Origin of the sequence: Clostridium saccharoperbutylacetonicum N1-4(HMT), from assembly GCF_000340885.1 — a bacterium.
In the GTDB taxonomy this organism is placed as follows: Bacteria; Bacillota; Clostridia; order Clostridiales; family Clostridiaceae; genus Clostridium; species Clostridium saccharoperbutylacetonicum.
Map to the genome: position 1 here is coordinate 1,010,313 of NC_020291.1, position 17,595 is coordinate 1,027,907.

The window sequence follows — 17,595 nt, forward strand, 5'->3', positions numbered from 1 at the left end:
AATAGATACATATGAAAGACCAAATCCAGATTATCTTTTAAATCAAATAAAAAAAGAAGAAGGCGAATCTTCTAAAAAAGGGAAATTAAAAATATTTTTTGGTTATGCAGCAGGGGTAGGGAAAAGTTATACTATGCTTATGGAAGCTCATGATATGAAAAAAATGGGTAAGGATATCGTGATTGGTTATATAGAACCTCATGCCAGGCCAGAAACTATGGCTTTAGTAAATGGAATTGAAGACATAGGTGTTAAAGTTATTGAGTACAAAGGAATAACTTTGAAAGAATTTGATTTAGATAAAGCTATTGCTAGAAAACCGCAGATAATATTAGTTGATGAACTAGCTCATACCAATGCTAGTACTGAACGGCATAGAAAAAGATGGCAGGATATAGAAGAACTTTTAGAGGCTGGAATAGATGTTTATACAACTTTAAATGTTCAGCACATCGAGAGTTTAAATGATATAGTTGAAAGTATAACACATATTGCTGTAAGAGAAACGATTCCAGACAAAGTGTTTGATGAAGCTGATAAAGTAGAATTAATTGATATTGAACCAACGGAACTGCTTAATCGATTTAGTGAAGGAAAAGTTTACAGCAAAGAACAGACAAGAAAAGCTTTTGATAATTTTTTTACTAAAAATAATTTGTTTGCTCTTAGAGAAATTGCATTAAGAAGAACTGCTGATAGAGTAAATTATGAAGTTGAAAGTGTAAGATTAGCAAAAGGCCAGGTAACTGTAATCCCAACCTCTGATGTTGTACTTGCCTGTATTTCTTCATCACCTTCGTCTTTGAGAGTTATAAGAACAGCAACAAGAATGGCTGAAGCTCATCATTCAAAGTGGATAGCACTTTATGTCGAAACAACGAAATCTCAAAATTTAAGTAAGGAAGATAGAGAAAGGCTTAATTCTCATTTTAATTTAGCAGAGCAATTAGGAGGAGAAGTAGTAACAGCATATGGTGATAATACTGTTGAACAAATAATTCAATATGCAAAATTTCGTAATGCAACTAAAATAATTATAGGCAAAAATCATAAAAAACCAAATAATTTATTTCATTTTTATGCAAAAGACATAGTTGATAAACTTATGGAATCGAATTCGTATATAGATGTGTATGTTGTACCAAATTCTTCTTCTGATAAACAAAAAAAGTTTAATATAAAAAAAAATAGACAAAAATTTAATATATCAAGCAGAGAAATTTTAATATCTATTTTTATTATGATAATTACTACAATAATTTCATTATTTATTGATTATTTTGGTTTTAGTGATGCGAATGTTATAATGCTTTTTATATTAGGGGTTATTATTGTAAATATTAAAACTAGAGGCTATATTTTAGGATTTATTTGTTCAATTATTAGTATATTTTTATTCAATTATCTTTTTACCGAACCAAGATATTCCTTAGAGGTATATGACAAAAGTAATTTAGCAACCTTTCCTATAATGTTAATTGTAACATTTATAATTGGTACGCTTACAAATAAGATTCAAAGAGAAGCTATTAATTCTTCCCAAAGAGAAAATAGAACAAGAAATTTATATAGAGTAAGTAAAAAATTATTAAGTGCAACTGGCACTGTGGATGTTGTTGGAATAGGAATAAAATATTTATCACGTTTATTGGAGAAAACTGTTATTTGTTATTTGGTGCAGGATAATAAACTTTCAACTCCATTTATTTATACAGCTACTAGAGGCGAAAAAGATAGAACTTTATTAAATAAGGATGAAGAAGCGGTAGCACATTGGACATTTTTAAATGATAAGGAGTCTGGAGCTGGGACTAATACATTTCATGGTGCAAAAGCATATTATATGCCATTGAAAAGTCATGGAAAAATATTAGGAGTATTAGGTGTCTCTTGTGTTAATGGAAGCCTAGAACCTGAACAAAAATATGTATTTGAAACAGTTGCTAGCCAAATTTATATTGCATTAGATAGAGAAATATTAGCTGAGACTCAAAAGAAATCAAGTTTGGAAATTGAAAGTGAAAGACTTAGAAGTAACTTACTACGATCAATTTCACATGATTTAAGAAGTCCTCTTGCGGGAATTAAAGGTTCTGTAAGCACTATAATAGAAACAGGGGAATTTTTATCAGAGAAAACTAAGGGAGAATTGCTTCAAAGTGTTTATGAAGATACTGAATGGCTTATAAGACTAGTAGAAAACCTTCTCAGTATGACAAGACTTGATGGTGGAGGTTTGAAAATTAAGAAAGAAATGGAAATAGTGGAAGAAGTGGTGTATGAAGCAGTTCAGAGGACTTCAAAACATTTTAAAGAACACAAAATAAAGGTTATGGTACCAGATGAAGTAATAATGGTGCCAATGGATGGAAGTTTGATTGAGCAAGTACTTCTTAATTTACTTGATAATGCTATTAAATTTACGCCTAAGGATTCTTTAATTGAAATAAAAGTTTATGAGGAGAATAATAACATTATGTTTGAGGTAATAGATAATGGTCCTGGAATAGCAGAAGATATATTACCACATATCTTTGATATATTTTTTACTGATGGATATAAGATAAGTGATTCAAGAAGAGGGGTTGGATTAGGACTTGCAATTTGTAAATCTATAGTTGAAGCACATGGAGGAGAGATTTGTGCTTATAATGAAAATGGAGCTGTTTTTAAATTCAATATTCCAAAGGAGGAGGAGAAGCTTTAATGGAGAGCAAACAATATATTCTTGTTGTTGAAGATGATAAACCAATAAGAAATTTTATAACTACGTCTTTAAAGGCACAAGGATTTAATTATATAGAAACAGAGAAGGGAATAGAAGCTATTGCTCTTTCAATGTCACATAAACCTGATTTGATAATTTTAGATTTAGGACTTCCAGACATTGACGGTATTGAGGTGGTTAAGCAAGTAAGAGAGTGGTCTAAAGTTCCAATAATAATTGTTTCAGCAAGAGAAAATGAAAGACAAAAAATAGAAGCCTTGGATAAAGGTGCAGATGATTACTTAACTAAACCATTTGGTATAGGTGAGTTATTAGCTAGAATCAGAGTTTCATTAAGACATAGTGCTATAAGTAATAATGAAGATGAAAGTACAGGCATATTTAATGTTAAGGGCTTAGTAGTTGATTTTGATAAAAGAAAAGTAACTATAAATAACGAGGAAATACATCTAACTCCAATAGAATATAAAATAATGGCTCTTCTTTGCAAGTACTCTGGAAAAGTATTAACCCATAATTTTATAATTAAGGAAATTTGGGCTTCATCAACAGGAAGTGAAACACAATCTCTTAGGGTATTTATGGCGAGCCTTAGAAGAAAAATAGAAAAGAACCCTGCTGATCCTCAGTATATTTTTACAGAGGTTGGAGTTGGATATAGGTTAGTAGATGAATAATTATTTGAAAGATATATTATAAATACAGTCTGAAGAACGATAAATTCTTTGGACTGTTTTAAGTATATAGTAAAGTAAATAATCAATTTATGAATAATAATATTATATAAGGCAAGAATTAAAATACAAATTTAATTATCAAAGGGTGTTTTAATATTGAAGAAAACTTTTAAAGGATACATCTTAAGAAAGTTGCTATTTAGTATTTTTGTATTTGCAATTATTTTAACTGGAATAATCAAAATAAATATAATTAATACTAAAGCCTTATCTCCGCTTGGAAATACAAATGAAAATTACAAAATTGTAAGCGAAGAATTTGGTGAAGATTTCTCAAATTTCATTAAAGATAATTCATTTTTAAAGATTTATAAAGGATCGCAAAATGATATATTAATAAGATTAGGAAATAATGATTTCAGAATAAGTGATCAGTCAATTTTTATTAATAAAATGCAAGAAATATTTGAAAAGATAAGATTTTAAGTTGACATTTTTACGTTAATTATTAGCTCATTTAAAGTTTTAATAGCCTTTTCAAATAGTTGTATGTTATAATTTAGCTGATTTAATTATAACGGGGGTGAAAGAACTGTTTTAGTTTGTAAGGCAGTTATGCATATGAAAAGTGAAAGACAAAAACATATCCGAAATTTTTCAATAGTAGCACATATTGATCATGGTAAGTCAACCCTTGCGGATAGATTACTTGAAACTACAGGAACCTTAACTAAAAGGGAAATGGAAGAGCAAGTTCTAGATAATATGGAGATAGAAAAAGAAAGAGGAATTACAATCAAGTCTCAAGCAGCGAGACTTATATATAGAAGAGATGACGGAGAAGAATATATCCTTAATTTAATTGATACTCCAGGACACGTAGACTTTAACTATGAAGTTTCAAGAAGCTTAGCAGCTTGTGAGGGAGCGATACTTGTTGTTGATGCAACACAAGGAATTCAAGCTCAAACTTTAGCTAATTGTTACTTAGCTTTAGATAATGATCTAGAAATTGCACCAGTAATAAATAAGGTTGATTTGCCATCAGCAAGACCAGATGAAGTTAAAAAGGAAATTGAAGATATAATAGGGATTGAGGCAGAAAGTGCTCCAACTATATCTGCAAAAACTGGACTTAACATAGGTGATGTATTGGAATCTGTTGTTAAGAATATACCATCACCAGATGGAGATGAAGAAGCTCCATTAAAAGCATTAATTTTTGATTCTTATTATGACAGCTATAAAGGTGTTGTATGTATAGTAAGAGTTAAAGATGGAAGAGTAAAGATTGGAACTAAAATCAAATTAATGGCAAGTAATAAAGTATATGAAGTTACTGAAGTTGGTGTATTTACGCCTGGTGTACTTCCAATTGGTGAGTTGAGTGCAGGTGACGTTGGATATATAACAGCATCAATTAAAAATGTTAGAGATGCTAGAGTAGGTGATACTATTACAGAAGCTGACAGACCAACAGGCAAAGCTCTTCCAGGTTATAAGCCTGCTATACCAATGGTTTATTCAGGAATATATCCAGTTGATGGAGCAAAATATGATGAACTTAGGGAAGCTTTAGAAAAACTACAAATCAATGATGCAGCATTAAGCTTTGAACCAGAAACATCTATTGCATTAGGCTTTGGATTTAGATGTGGTTTCTTAGGATTATTACATATGGAAATAATTCAAGAAAGAGTTGAAAGAGAATTTAACCTAGATATTATTACTACAGCACCATCTGTTATTTATAAAGTAATTAAAACTGATGGCGAAATGTTAGAAATAACAAACCCAACCAATTTACCACCTTTAACTGAGGTAGATTATATGGAGGAACCTGTAGTTAAGGCGTCTATAATAACTCCAAAGGATTATGTTGGAGCAGTTATGGAATTATGCCAAGATAGAAGAGGAACTTATATTGATATGCAATACATAGAAGAAACTAGAGCAGTTGTAAACTATGATATTCCATTAAATGAGATAATATATGATTTTTTTGACACATTGAAGTCTAGAACTAGAGGATATGCATCTTTAGATTATGAATTCAAGGGATATACAAGAACTAAGCTAGTTAAGTTAGACATTTTACTAAATGGAGATATAGTTGATGCCTTATCTATGATAGTTCCAGATGAGAGAGCATACCATAAGGGAAGAGGAATAGCAGAAAAGTTAAAGGAAATTATTCCAAGACAATTATTTGAAATTCCAATTCAAGCAGCAGTAGGAGCTAAAATTATAGCAAGAGAAACTGTAAAGGCTATGAGAAAAGACGTATTAGCTAAATGTTATGGTGGGGATATTTCTAGAAAGAAGAAATTACTTGAAAAGCAAAAAGAAGGAAAGAAGAGAATGAGACAGGTTGGATCTGTAGAAGTTCCACAAGAAGCATTTATGGCAGTCTTAAAAGTAGATTAAATATTAAAATAAGTATATTATTTTTTAAGAATTATTTGTATAATATTAATTGTATATATTGTAAAAAAGAATTGTTGAAAACTTGATGATTTTCAAAGGAAATTAGCCTTCACTGATCATTGAGTATTGAACTGGGATAATTGCATTATATATAAGTATTATACAAATAATTTTTTTGGTAGAAAGCTAGGAGGGATTTGTGTGTTTTTAAATGAGTTAAATAAAAATGAAGGAATTGCATTTATGCAATTAGTTAGGTATCTTGCAAATTCAGATAATACTTTTGCAAAAGAAGAAAAAAACCTATATGAAGATTACCTAAAAGAATTAGGAATATCTGAAGGTGAAATAAAAGAGCTGGATTTAAATGAAGTATATACAACTTTAAACAATTCTACTCAAAGAAACAAGAACATAGTTTATTTTGAATTGATTGGGCTTGCACTTATTGATGGAGAATATCAAGAAAGTGAAGTTGAAGTTTTAGAAGAAATTGGTGGGAAATTAGATATATCACGTAGCAAAAGAATAGCATTTGCTAATTATTTCTATAACTTCGTTGATGTATATGGCTTTTCTGTTGTTGATGCAGAAAGTAAAATTAATTTGTTAAAGGAACAAGCAGAAAAGTTATTAGCATAAAATCCCCTGTACCTTATATTAAAATATCTAATTAAATTGCTTAAAAACTTCACTATATTGATAAAGTGAAGTTTTTATTTTTATAATATAATTTTATAAATGAAGTGACTAAGTGTAATTTTCATAAACACAAATGAGTTGAACAAAGTTTAGAAGTGGAGGAATTGCTATGGACTGTGTAAAATCAGTAGAAATGCAAGAAAAAGAGGATCTAGATTCAACAAAAATGAAGAGGTATCTAGATAGTGATATGAAAGAAATATCTTTATATATACATATACCTTTTTGTAAGCAGAAATGTCTTTATTGTGATTTTTCATCTTATTCTGGAAAAGAAAAGTTGATGGACGAATATGTTAAAGCATTAAATGAAGAAATAATGCAGAAAGGAAAAGATTACATTATAAGTAGCATATTTATAGGAGGTGGAACTCCATCCTATTTAAAAGATTCCAATTTAGAAAGTTTATTGATTACTTTAAATGGATTAAGCTTAAAAAAAGAATTGGAATACACAGTGGAATGCAATCCTGGAACATTAGATGAGAATAAGTTGAAGCTTATGAAGAAATATAATGTTAATAGAATAAGTTTGGGGGTGCAATCTACCAAAAATTCACTTTTGAAGCGCATTGGAAGAATTCATAGTTATGAAGATTTTGAAAATAATTATTTATTGGCTAGAAAAATAGGATTTCAAAATATAAATGTAGACTTGATGTTTGGACTTCCAAACCAAACGGTTGAAGATTGGGAGGAATCATTAATAAAAATAGCAAAACTTAAGCCAGAACATATATCTGCATATAGCTTAATAGTAGAAGAAGGAACACCGTTTTACACTTTATATGAAGAAGATAAATTAAGTTTGCCTGAAGAAGAAGAAGAAAGAACTATGTATCTAACTACTAAAAAAATATTGAGTACATATGGTTATCATCAATATGAAATATCAAATTTTGCTCAGAGCGGAAAGGAGTGTTTCCATAATAAAGTTTATTGGAAATGCAATGAGTATTTGGGATTAGGAGTATCGGCTAGTTCATTTATAAATGAAAAGCGAAGTAAAAATATAGATAATATTGAAGAGTATATAGAAAGAATAAAAAAACATGAAAATATAATAGAAGAAATTCATGTCAATAATATAAAAGATGATATGGAAGAGTTTGTTTTTATGGGGTTAAGAATGGTTGGAGGGATACAGATAAATGAATTTAAGGAACTGTTTGGGAAAGACATTTACAAAGTTTTTGGAGAAGTAATTGAAAAAAATATTGAGAAAGAATTATTAATAAGTGATTCGGGTAAATTATATTTAAGTCCACGCGGAATTGAAGTGTCTAACTATGTGATGAGTGATTTTATTTTAGAGTAATGAAAAGGATGGACATAAAAGTTAAAAAGTAAAGTCTGTAGAAAATCGTAGTAATTAAGAGAATAGTCAAGATAAATTGATAAAATTTCATAATTATTAACTATAGGTAGCTAGAATAAAAATAAATGGAATTGACAAAAAACCATAGAAATAATATATTAAAAACATAGTCATTAGCACTCGATGTTGATGAGTGCTAACAAAAGAGGTGAGGTTATGAGTATTGATGACAGAAAAATAAAAATACTTCAAGCTATTATCAATGACTATATTCGTACAGGAGATCCTGTAGGGTCAAGAACTATTGCGAAAAATTACAATTTGGGTATTGGGTCTGCAACCATAAGAAATGAGATGGCTGATCTTGAAGAGTTGGGATACTTAGAACAACCTCATGCTTCCGCAGGAAGAATCCCTTCTAGTAAGGGATATCGATTATATGTTGATCAACTTATGGATAATCAAAGACTCACAGTTGAAGAGGATTTAAAAATTAAGCAATATATAATTGATTCTGCTATGCTTGAAGTAGATAAAATAGTAAAGCAAACTAGTGCCCTATTATCAGAATTGACTAAATTAACTTGTGTAATTGAAACTCCATCAGTAAAAAAGAGTTTTATAAAATCAATTCAGCTTATTAAGGTTGATGATCACAATTTGGTTTCAGTATTTTTGACAGATACAGGACTTATAAAAAATCATATTATGAAGTTAAATCATGCAGTTCCAGACGTGCAAACATTACTTAGAATAAATCAAGTTATTAATAACAGATTAGTAAATCTTTCTATTCAAGAAATTAATTTAGAAGTTATTAATAATTTAAAAAAAGATTTAGGTGAATATGAAGAAATATTTAATGCTATATTACCTGTTTTGTACGAGACCTTAAATTTTGCTGATACAACAGAAGTATTTATGGAAGGAACAACAAATATATTTAACTATCCTGAATATAACGATATCGATAAGGCAAAAGAAATGCTGGCACTTCTTAATGATAAGGAGTCTCTAATGGAGTTATTTAGGCCGCAGGATGATATTACTGTAAGTATAGGGGATGAAAATTATGAGCCTCAAGCTAAGGATTGCAGTATAATATCTGCTGAATATTCTTTTGGAAATAGGCCAATTGGAAAGATAGGATTAATTGGTCCAAGAAGAATTAACTATTCAAAGGTTATAGCAATTATGTCCGAAGTAATAAAGGAACTTAATGCTATATTAAATAATCAAAAAATATAAGACTTAGGTTAGAATAGGAAGAGGTGTATTTCAAGATATATGGAAGAAAATAAAGAAATTATAAATGAAGAACTAAAAGAGGAAGAAAATGAAGTGCAAGGCACTGAAGAAGCAAATGTAAGTGAAAACACAGAAGCTGCTGAAGAAAATTCAGAAGATAGTGAAGCAAATAAATTAGAAGAGGAAAATAAGAAATTGCAAGAAGAATTAGATTCAACTAAGGATAGGCTTTTAAGATTAACAGCAGAATATGATAATTATAGAAAAAGAACTGTTAAAGAAAAAGAAGGAATATATAGTGATGCATATGTAGATGTATTAAAAGAAGTCATTCCTATTCTTGATAATTTAGAAAGAGCTGTTGCAGCTGATGGAAGCATAGAAGATTTGAAAAAAGGAATTGAAATGACAATAAAAGGTTGTGTAGATTCATTTGCAAAACTTGGAGTTGAAGAAATAGATACTTCGGGAGAATTTGATCCAAATCTTCATAATGCAGTTATGCATATAGAAGATGAAAACTTAGGTAAAAATGTAATTGCAGAAGTTTTCCAAAAAGGATATAAAAAAGATGATAAAATAATCAGACATACAATGGTTAAAGTAGCTAATTAAATTGAAATTTAAAATAAATAATGAAACTTTCAAATTAAAATAAACTAAAAAGAGTTTTAGGAGGAAAATATCATGGGAAAGATTATAGGAATTGATTTAGGAACAACAAATTCATGTGTAGCAGTTATGGAAGGTGGAGAACCAACAGTTATAGCTAACTCAGAAGGTGCTAGAACTACTCCTTCAGTTGTATCATTCCAAGCAAATGGGGAAAGATTAGTTGGTCAAGTAGCTAAAAGACAAGCAATTACTAATCCAGATAAAACAGTTATCTCAATAAAGAGGCATATGGGAACTAGTTACAAGGTTGATATAGATGATAAACAATATTCACCACAAGAAATTTCAGCTATGGTTCTTCAAAAAATTAAAGCTGATGCAGAAGCTTATTTAGGTGAAACAGTAACTCAAGCAGTTATTACTGTACCAGCATATTTTAATGATAGCCAAAGACAAGCAACTAAAGATGCAGGAAAGATTGCAGGTCTTGAAGTATTAAGAATAATAAATGAACCAACAGCAGCATCATTAGCTTATGGTTTAGATAAAATGGATTCAGCTCACAAAATATTAGTATATGACTTAGGTGGTGGTACTTTCGACGTATCTATCTTAGATTTAGGTGATGGAGTATTTGAAGTACTATCAACTAATGGAGATACTAAACTTGGTGGAGATGACTTTGATGAAAAGATCATGCACTATATTGCAGATACATTCAAAGCTGAAAATGGAATTGATTTAATGCAAGATAAGATGGCAGTTCAAAGATTAAAAGAAGCAGCTGAAAAAGCTAAAATTGAATTATCATCATCAATGCAAACAAATATTAACTTACCATTTATCACAGCAGATGCAACAGGTCCAAAGCATATTGATTTAACTTTAAGCAGAGCTAAATTTAATGAAATTACTCATGACTTAGTTGATAGAAGTATTGAACCAATGAAAAAAGCATTAGCTGATGCTAAGCTTTCATTAAGTGATATTGATAAGATAATCTTAGTTGGTGGATCAACAAGAATTCCAGCAGTAGTAGAAGCTGTTAAGAACTTTACAGGAAAAGAACCTTCTAAGGGAGTTAACCCAGATGAATGTGTTGCAGTTGGTGCAGCTATTCAAGCAGGTGTATTAACAGGAGAAGTTAAAGATGTAGTATTACTTGATGTTACTCCATTAACATTAGGAATTGAAACAGCAGGTGGAATTGCTACTCCATTAATCGAAAGAAACACAACTATTCCAACAAAGAAGAGCCAAGTATTCTCAACTGCTGCAGATAATCAAACATCAGTTGAAATCAATGTAGTTCAAGGTGAAAGACAAATGGCCATGGATAACAAGTCATTAGGAAGATTCACACTTTCAGGAATAGCTCCAGCACCAAGAGGAATTCCTCAAATCGAAGTAACATTTGATATAGATGCTAACGGTATAGTTAAAGTATCAGCGCTAGATAAAGGTACTGGTAAAGAAGCAAATATCACAATCACTGCTTCAACTAACTTAAGTGATGATGAAGTAGATAAGGCTGTAAAAGAAGCAGAAAAATTTGCTGAAGAAGACAAGAAGAGAAAAGAAAAAGTTGAAGTTTTAAATAATGCTGATCAAACAATCTATCAAATAGAAAAGACATTGGGTGAAGTTGGAGATAAAGCAACTGAAGATGAAAAGAATGCTGTTAAAGCTAAGATTGAAGACCTTAAGAAAATTAAAGATGGTGATGATATAGAAGCTATTAAAGCAGCAATTGAAGCAGTAAACCAATCATTCTATCCAATAGCTACTAAGATGTATCAACAAGCAGGTGGTGCAGAAGGTGGAGCAGGTTTTGATCCAAATGCAGCAGCAGGTGGAGCAGGAACTCAAGGTGCACAACATGATGATAATGTAGTAGATGCAGATTTTAAGGTTGATGAAGATAAATAAGATAATTAGGTTGTAATAAACGTTAATTATCAATATAATAGGATAGGGAAGGCAAGCTCGTCTTCCCTTTTCTAAAGTATAAATAAAATTCACATTTTTATAATATATTTGTATATTTATAATAGTGGGAAGGTATTATTTATACATTTATAATTAAAATTTAACTATGCAGTGTAACTTGTATTCAGTAAACTAACAGTAAACTACGAACTGTACACTAACTGTAAACTGTAAACTGTAAAGTGTAAACTGATAAAACTAGGTGGTGAATGAAACAAATGGCAAGTAAAGACTATTACGAGTTGCTTGGACTTGAGAAGGGCGCAAGTGATGACGAAATAAAAAGAGCCTTTAGAAAACTAGCTGTAAAATATCATCCAGATAGAAATCAAGGAAATGAGGAAGCAGAAGCCAAATTTAAAGAGATAAATGAGGCGTATCAAATTCTTTCAGATCCAGAGAAGAGAGCAAAATATGATCAATTTGGATCAGCTGCTTTTGATGGAAGTGGAGGCTTTGGAGGCGGAGGCTTCGGAGGCTTCGATGGATTTGATATGGGTGGTTTTGGTGATATTTTTGAATCCTTCTTTGGTGGGGGTGGATCAAGTTCTAGAAGAAGAAATGGTCCAGTAAGAGGAAATGACCTTGAATATACAATAACATTAACTTTTGAGGAAGCTGTTTTTGGTGTTGAAAAAGAAATTTCTGTTACAAGAAGTGAAAACTGTGAACATTGTCATGGTAGTGGTGCTGAACCTGGAACTAGTGCAAAAACTTGTCCAACATGCGGTGGCTCAGGTCAAGTGAGAGTTCAAAGACAAACTCCGCTTGGAAGCTTTGTTTCTACTTCTACTTGTGATACATGTAGAGGAACAGGTAAGATAATAGAAAAACCATGTTCAAGTTGTAGAGGAAATGGAAATGTAAGAAAAACAAGAAAGATAAAAGTTAATATACCAGCAGGTGTAGACACAGGAAATGTAATGCCTTTAAGAGGACAAGGCGAACATGGTCAGCGTGGAGGAAATCCAGGTGATTTATATGTAAGAATAAATGTTACTCCATCAAAGGTATTTACAAGAAAGGGAAATGATGTATATATAGATGCTCATGTCTCAATGTCTAAAGCTGCATTAGGTACAGAAATAACTGTAGCTACAGTAGATGGTAATGTTAAGTACAGTGTTCCAGCAGGAACTCAATCTGGAACAATGTTCAGATTAAAAGGAAAAGGAATCCAAAAAGTTAATTCAAGTGGAAAAGGAGATCAATACGTGAAAGTTATAGTTGATATTCCTAAGACCTTAAGTAAGGAACAAAAGGAAGCTTTATATGAATTCATGAAAGCATCAGGTGAAGAATTTGATGAAGCTGTTGCTCCTAAGAAAAAACTATTTGGAAAGAAATAAAATAGAATTATTTTAAGAAAATTACTTGAGTGATCATAATTGAAATCTCAAGTAATTTTTTTGTAAGAAATGTAAAATGATAGAGGTTAAGAAATAAAAAATTGCAATATAATTTTTTATAGGTATAATTATTATGAATGCTAAAAGATGGAGTGAATTAACATGAGAATGAGAAAGAAACCGTGGGCAAGGCCTGAACTTGAAGCAAGTGATTTCTTTGTTATAAATCCTAAAGAATATAAAGGTAAGTGGAGAAGTTTATTTGGGAATGATAAACCCATATATTTAGAACTTGGATGCGGAAAAGGGACTTTCATTGCAGTACATGGGTCTAAAAATCCAGGTGTTAATTATATTGCAGTAGATATAAAAGATGAGGTTTTAGGGTTAGCCAAACGAAATATTGAAAAAGCATATGAAGACAAGGAGCAGTCTCCTAAAAATATAAAATTAATGGCACAAGAAATTGGACTAATTAATGAAATGCTAAGTGAAGATGACATAATAGATAGAATATACATAAATTTTTGCAATCCATGGCCTAAGAAAAAGCATAAGAAAAGAAGATTAACTCACACAAGGCAATTAGAACAATACAGAATGTTCTTAAAACCCCATGGGGAAATTTATTTCAAAACAGATGATGACGAATTATTTGAAGAATCTCTTGAATATTTTGAAGAAGCTAAGTTTAAAATTAGATATATAACTTATGATCTTCATAATAGTGACTTCATAGGTAATGTTGAAACTGAGCACGAAAAGATGTTTACAGAGCAAGGTATAAAAACTAAATTTTTGATAGCAATAAAAGAATAGAAAACTATTGATTAAAACTTTGATATGAAATACAATGGCAAGAATTTACACCTATAAAAAGAGCAGCTATGCACTTATAAAGAGAGCAGCTATGCTGCAATACGGATCATTTATGCAACAACGGAACTTATATAAAAAGAGTACCTATGCCACAATACGGAACTTTTCTGCAACCAAGAATTTAAGAATTTGCAGAAAAATATATAAAAAATTAGAATCAGATAAGGAAAGGAAGATATATATGGACGGAATATGGATAGAAGTTAGTGTAATAACAAAAAGTGAGGCGTTAGAGCCTATATCTGGAATATTTTATGGATTAGGGTGCCCAAATGTAGCAATTGAAGATCCAGAAGATTTACTTTCAAGAGAACAAGGACCATTAACTTGGGATTTTGCTGATATAAATATTTTAGAACATAAGGGAAATGCAGCTGTAGTAAAAGCTTATTTCTCACAAGATGATAAGGTTGAAGAAATTGTTGCATACGTTAAGGAAAAGCTTTCAGAAATTAATGAGCTTGGTATAGATATTGGTGAAGGTACAGTAGAAGCTAAAGAAATGCATGAAGAAGATTGGGCAAATAATTGGAAGCAATATTATAAACCTGTTAAAATAACAGACAAAATTGTTATTAAGCCTATATGGGAAGAATATGAAGAAAAAGAAGGAGATCTGATTATAGAATTAGATCCAGGGATGGCCTTTGGAACTGGAACTCATGAAACAACTAGAATGTGTATTCAAGCGTTGGATAAGTATGTTAAACCTAATACAACAGTATTTGATGTTGGTTGTGGATCAGGAATACTTGCTATAGCTGCTGCTAAACTTGGAGCTAAGCATGTAGTAGGTGTTGATTTAGATCCAGTTGCTGTTGATTCATCAAAAGAAAATATAGGTTTCAATAATTTGAATAACATAGAAGTATTAGAGGGAAATCTTTTAGACGTTGTTGAAGGAAAAGCTGATATTGTAGTTGCAAACATAATAGCTGAAATAATTTGTATATTGACAGAAGATGTTAAAAAGGCATTAAATGAAGGCGGCTTATTTATTACATCAGGTATAATACATGATAGAGTAGAAATGGTTACAAAGAAATTCGAAGAATGTGGTTTTGAAGTTATCGAAATAAACAAAGATGGAGAATGGAACTGCATAGTAGCAAAGTCAGTTAACAATTTACAGTCTATAGTTGGATGAGGAAAAATCTGCGATTTTTCTTTCAATTATTTATTTTAGAAATTTCTTGACGAAATTTCATGAGTGAGCGTAGTTAGTGAAGAGTAAATATTAAACAAACTACTAAGAGAAATATATTGATTCCAAATCTACATTCTATTATCAAAATTTTCTCTAAGAAAATAAAACATAAATGTTAACTAACAACTTTAAAAAATAACTGAAAATTGTAACCTGTAAACTAAAAATAATAACTGTGAACTGTACACTGTAAACTGAATAAGGTGGTGTTTTTATGCATAAGTTTTTCACAGAGCCAAATAATATTACCGAAGCAGAAGGTAGAGTACTTGGAGATGATGTAAAACATATTTATAAGGTTTTAAGATTATCAGAAGGTGAAGAAGTAGTATTAAATAATTGTGAAGGTATAGAGTATTTAGGAAAGATTGCATCTATAACAAAAAGTGAAGTTATAGTTAATATAATTAAAAAATTAGATATAAATAATGAAAGTAAAGTAAAAGTACATTTATTTCAAGGATTACCTAAAGGACAAAAGATGGATTTGATAGTTCAAAAGGGAACGGAGTTAGGTATAGTTGAATTTATTCCTACACTTACAGCTAGAGTTGATGTGAAGCTTAAGGGAGAATTTAAAAAACTTGATAGATTAAATAGAATTGCGCTTGAAGCATCAAAACAATCTAAAAGAAGTATAGTACCACAAGTTAAAGAAGTTATTGAATTTAAGGAAGCATTGGATAGACTTAAAGAAATGGACTTGGTTTTAGTACCTTATGAGAATGCAGAAGATTTCGGCATAAAAAGTCTTATAAGAAATTTAGAAAAAGAAAATGCAGACTTAAGTAATATTAAAAATGTTGGTATTTTAATAGGTCCTGAAGGTGGATTTGAAGAAGAAGAAATAGATACGTTGAAAAAGCAAGGAGCTTATATTGTAACCCTTGGAAATAGAATTCTACGTACAGAAACAGCTGGATTTACAGCGACAGCTCTAATTCAATATGAATTAGGAGATTTAGGAGGAAAGTTACTGTAATGGGAGAAAACCAAACAAAAAAAATAAAGATAAGCAATGGAACGACTGAATTAAAAAAAATGGCTAATAGAGAAATAAAGAAAACATCAGATGGAAAAAGGTTTGTTGCTTTTGCAACCTTAGGCTGCAGAGTAAATCATTATGAAACTGAAGCTATGGCTGAAAAGTTTATTCAAGAAGGTTATGAAGTCACTGATTTTGAAAATTTTGCTGATGTTTATGTTATAAATACATGTTCAGTTACAAATATGAGTGATAAGAAGTCGAGACAAATCATAAGCAGAGCTAGAAGAAGAAATCAAGAAGCCATAATTGCAGCAGTTGGATGCTACTCACAAGTTGCACCAGAAGAAGTTGCAAAAATTGAAGGTGTAGATGTTGTCCTTGGAACTAGAAATAAGGGTGATATAGTTTATTATATAAATAAGGCTAAGGATGAGCAAAAATCACAATTAATGGTTGGAGAAGTGCTTAAAAATAAGCAATTTGAAGAATTAAATATAGAAGAATACCAAGACAAAACTAGAGCATTTTTAAAAATACAAGATGGCTGTAATAGATTTTGTGCTTATTGCGTAATACCATATACAAGAGGAGCAACATGTTCAAAAGATCCAGAAAAGGTATTGAACGAAATTAAAAATTTGAGTCAACATGGCTTTAAAGAAATCATATTATCTGGTATACATACAGCATCCTATGGTGTTGATTTAGATGGGAACATAACTCTAATAACCTTGTTAGAAGAAATTGAAAAATTAGAAGGTATAGAAAGAGTGAGGATAGGCTCTATAGAACCAAGTTTCTTTACAGATGAAGTTATAGGAAAAATAAAGGATATGAAAAAATTATGTCCTCAATTTCATTTATCACTTCAAAGTGGATGTGATGCCACTTTGAAAAGAATGAATAGAAGATATACTGCTAAAGAATATGAAGATGCTGTCAATAAAATAAGAGAAAATTTAAAAGATGCTTCAATTACTACAGATGTTATTGTAGGATTCCCTGGAGAAACAGATGAAGAATTTAATGAAACATATGAATTTTTAAAAAGATTAAAATTAACTAAAACCCATATATTTAAATTTAGTCCAAGAAAAGGTACAAAGGCAGCAGATATGACTAATCAAATAGATGGAACAGTTAAAGATAAAAGAAGTAAGACATTAATTGAATTAAATGATAAAAATGAAGGAGATTTCAGTAAATCATTGATTGGAAGAGAATTAGATGTCTTATTGGAGCAAGAAGTTACTAATAAAAAAGATGTATTCGAAGGATATACAAGAAATTATGTAAAAGTAGAGATTCCTAATGTTGACGCAAATATGATAGGAAAAATAATTACTTGTAAAATAGAGGAAGCTAATGGCGAATATGTTGTTGGAAAATTAATTTAAATTTGATATAATACAAATTAAGGAAAAGAGAATAAGGAAACTCGACTCACTTTGTTCGCTGAGTAAGTTCG

At 30.4% G+C, this 17,595-nt stretch carries 14 protein-coding genes; all 14 read left to right on the forward strand.

The features are described 5' to 3' along the window. The first annotated feature begins 1 nt into the window (after window position 1). The 14 genes from CSPA_RS04460 to mtaB all read left to right on the forward strand — a co-directional run bounded on the left by CSPA_RS04460 (window position 2) and on the right by mtaB (window position 17,524). Entirely contained in the window at window positions 2–2,707 is a 2,706-nt protein-coding gene (locus CSPA_RS04460; RefSeq protein ID WP_026106446.1) for a sensor histidine kinase, read from the forward strand. Further along, window positions 2,707–3,405 (forward strand): response regulator, encoded by a 699-nt coding sequence (locus CSPA_RS04465; protein WP_015391014.1) that lies wholly within the window; start codon window positions 2,707–2,709, stop codon window positions 3,403–3,405. Before CSPA_RS04460 ends, CSPA_RS04465 begins: the two co-directional genes overlap by 1 nt. A 156-nt stretch (window positions 3,406–3,561) precedes the next feature. Further along, window positions 3,562–3,891 carry a hypothetical protein gene (locus CSPA_RS04470; protein WP_015391015.1) on the forward strand — a complete coding sequence of 110 codons (330 nt, stop codon included), beginning with the start codon at window positions 3,562–3,564 and terminating at the stop codon, window positions 3,889–3,891. Window positions 3,892–4,026: 135 nt separating this feature from the next. Beyond that, window positions 4,027–5,832, forward strand: coding sequence for a translation elongation factor 4 (gene lepA, locus CSPA_RS04475; protein WP_017810811.1), 1,806 nt, complete (start codon window positions 4,027–4,029; stop codon window positions 5,830–5,832). Window positions 5,833–6,033: 201 nt separating this feature from the next. Further along, a complete protein-coding gene (locus CSPA_RS04480; RefSeq protein ID WP_015391017.1) occupies window positions 6,034–6,474 on the forward strand; it encodes a hypothetical protein in 441 nt (146 codons plus the stop codon). A gap of 250 nt (window positions 6,475–6,724) precedes the next feature. After that, complete coding sequence (gene hemW / locus CSPA_RS04485) at window positions 6,725–7,852, forward strand: radical SAM family heme chaperone HemW (RefSeq protein WP_026106445.1); 1,128 nt, start codon at window positions 6,725–6,727, stop codon at window positions 7,850–7,852. A 216-nt stretch (window positions 7,853–8,068) separates the two neighbouring features. Next, a complete protein-coding gene (gene hrcA / locus CSPA_RS04490; protein ID WP_015391019.1) occupies window positions 8,069–9,100 on the forward strand; it encodes a heat-inducible transcriptional repressor HrcA in 1,032 nt (343 codons plus the stop codon). A 39-nt stretch (window positions 9,101–9,139) separates the two neighbouring features. Next, window positions 9,140–9,715 (forward strand): nucleotide exchange factor GrpE, encoded by a 576-nt coding sequence (grpE, locus tag CSPA_RS04495; RefSeq protein WP_015391020.1) that lies wholly within the window; start codon window positions 9,140–9,142, stop codon window positions 9,713–9,715. 72 nt (window positions 9,716–9,787) lie between these two features. Then, window positions 9,788–11,644 (forward strand): molecular chaperone DnaK, encoded by a 1,857-nt coding sequence (gene dnaK, locus CSPA_RS04500; protein ID WP_015391021.1) that lies wholly within the window; start codon window positions 9,788–9,790, stop codon window positions 11,642–11,644. Window positions 11,645–11,922: 278 nt separating this feature from the next. Beyond that, window positions 11,923–13,053, forward strand: coding sequence for a molecular chaperone DnaJ (dnaJ, locus tag CSPA_RS04505; protein WP_015391022.1), 1,131 nt, complete (start codon window positions 11,923–11,925; stop codon window positions 13,051–13,053). A gap of 162 nt (window positions 13,054–13,215) precedes the next feature. Then, window positions 13,216–13,872 (forward strand): tRNA (guanosine(46)-N7)-methyltransferase TrmB, encoded by a 657-nt coding sequence (trmB, locus tag CSPA_RS04510; protein WP_015391023.1) that lies wholly within the window; start codon window positions 13,216–13,218, stop codon window positions 13,870–13,872. Between the two features lie 241 nt (window positions 13,873–14,113). Next, entirely contained in the window at window positions 14,114–15,079 is a 966-nt protein-coding gene (gene prmA, locus CSPA_RS04515) for a 50S ribosomal protein L11 methyltransferase (RefSeq protein WP_015391024.1), read from the forward strand. Between the two features lie 274 nt (window positions 15,080–15,353). Beyond that, window positions 15,354–16,121: an RsmE family RNA methyltransferase gene (locus CSPA_RS04520; protein WP_015391025.1), complete on the forward strand. Its 768-nt coding sequence runs from the start codon at window positions 15,354–15,356 to the stop codon at window positions 16,119–16,121. After that, window positions 16,121–17,524 carry a tRNA (N(6)-L-threonylcarbamoyladenosine(37)-C(2))-methylthiotransferase MtaB gene (mtaB, locus tag CSPA_RS04525; protein ID WP_015391026.1) on the forward strand — a complete coding sequence of 468 codons (1,404 nt, stop codon included), beginning with the start codon at window positions 16,121–16,123 and terminating at the stop codon, window positions 17,522–17,524. The genes CSPA_RS04520 and mtaB overlap by 1 nt, the downstream gene beginning before the upstream one ends. Window positions 17,525–17,595 lie beyond the last annotated feature (71 nt).

Coding starts and splice junctions, on each gene's coding strand:
- CSPA_RS04465 (WP_015391014.1), top strand. CDS start 2,707: ATGGAGAGCAAACAATATATTCTTGTTGTTGAAGATGATAAACCAATA.
- lepA (WP_017810811.1), top strand. CDS start 4,027: ATGAAAAGTGAAAGACAAAAACATATCCGAAATTTTTCAATAGTAGCA.
- hemW (WP_026106445.1), top strand. CDS start 6,725: ATGAAAGAAATATCTTTATATATACATATACCTTTTTGTAAGCAGAAA.
- hrcA (WP_015391019.1), top strand. CDS start 8,069: ATGAGTATTGATGACAGAAAAATAAAAATACTTCAAGCTATTATCAAT.
- grpE (WP_015391020.1), top strand. CDS start 9,140: ATGGAAGAAAATAAAGAAATTATAAATGAAGAACTAAAAGAGGAAGAA.
- dnaK (WP_015391021.1), top strand. CDS start 9,788: ATGGGAAAGATTATAGGAATTGATTTAGGAACAACAAATTCATGTGTA.
- dnaJ (WP_015391022.1), top strand. CDS start 11,923: ATGGCAAGTAAAGACTATTACGAGTTGCTTGGACTTGAGAAGGGCGCA.
- trmB (WP_015391023.1), top strand. CDS start 13,216: ATGAGAATGAGAAAGAAACCGTGGGCAAGGCCTGAACTTGAAGCAAGT.
- prmA (WP_015391024.1), top strand. CDS start 14,114: ATGGACGGAATATGGATAGAAGTTAGTGTAATAACAAAAAGTGAGGCG.
- CSPA_RS04520 (WP_015391025.1), top strand. CDS start 15,354: ATGCATAAGTTTTTCACAGAGCCAAATAATATTACCGAAGCAGAAGGT.
- mtaB (WP_015391026.1), top strand. CDS start 16,121: ATGGGAGAAAACCAAACAAAAAAAATAAAGATAAGCAATGGAACGACT.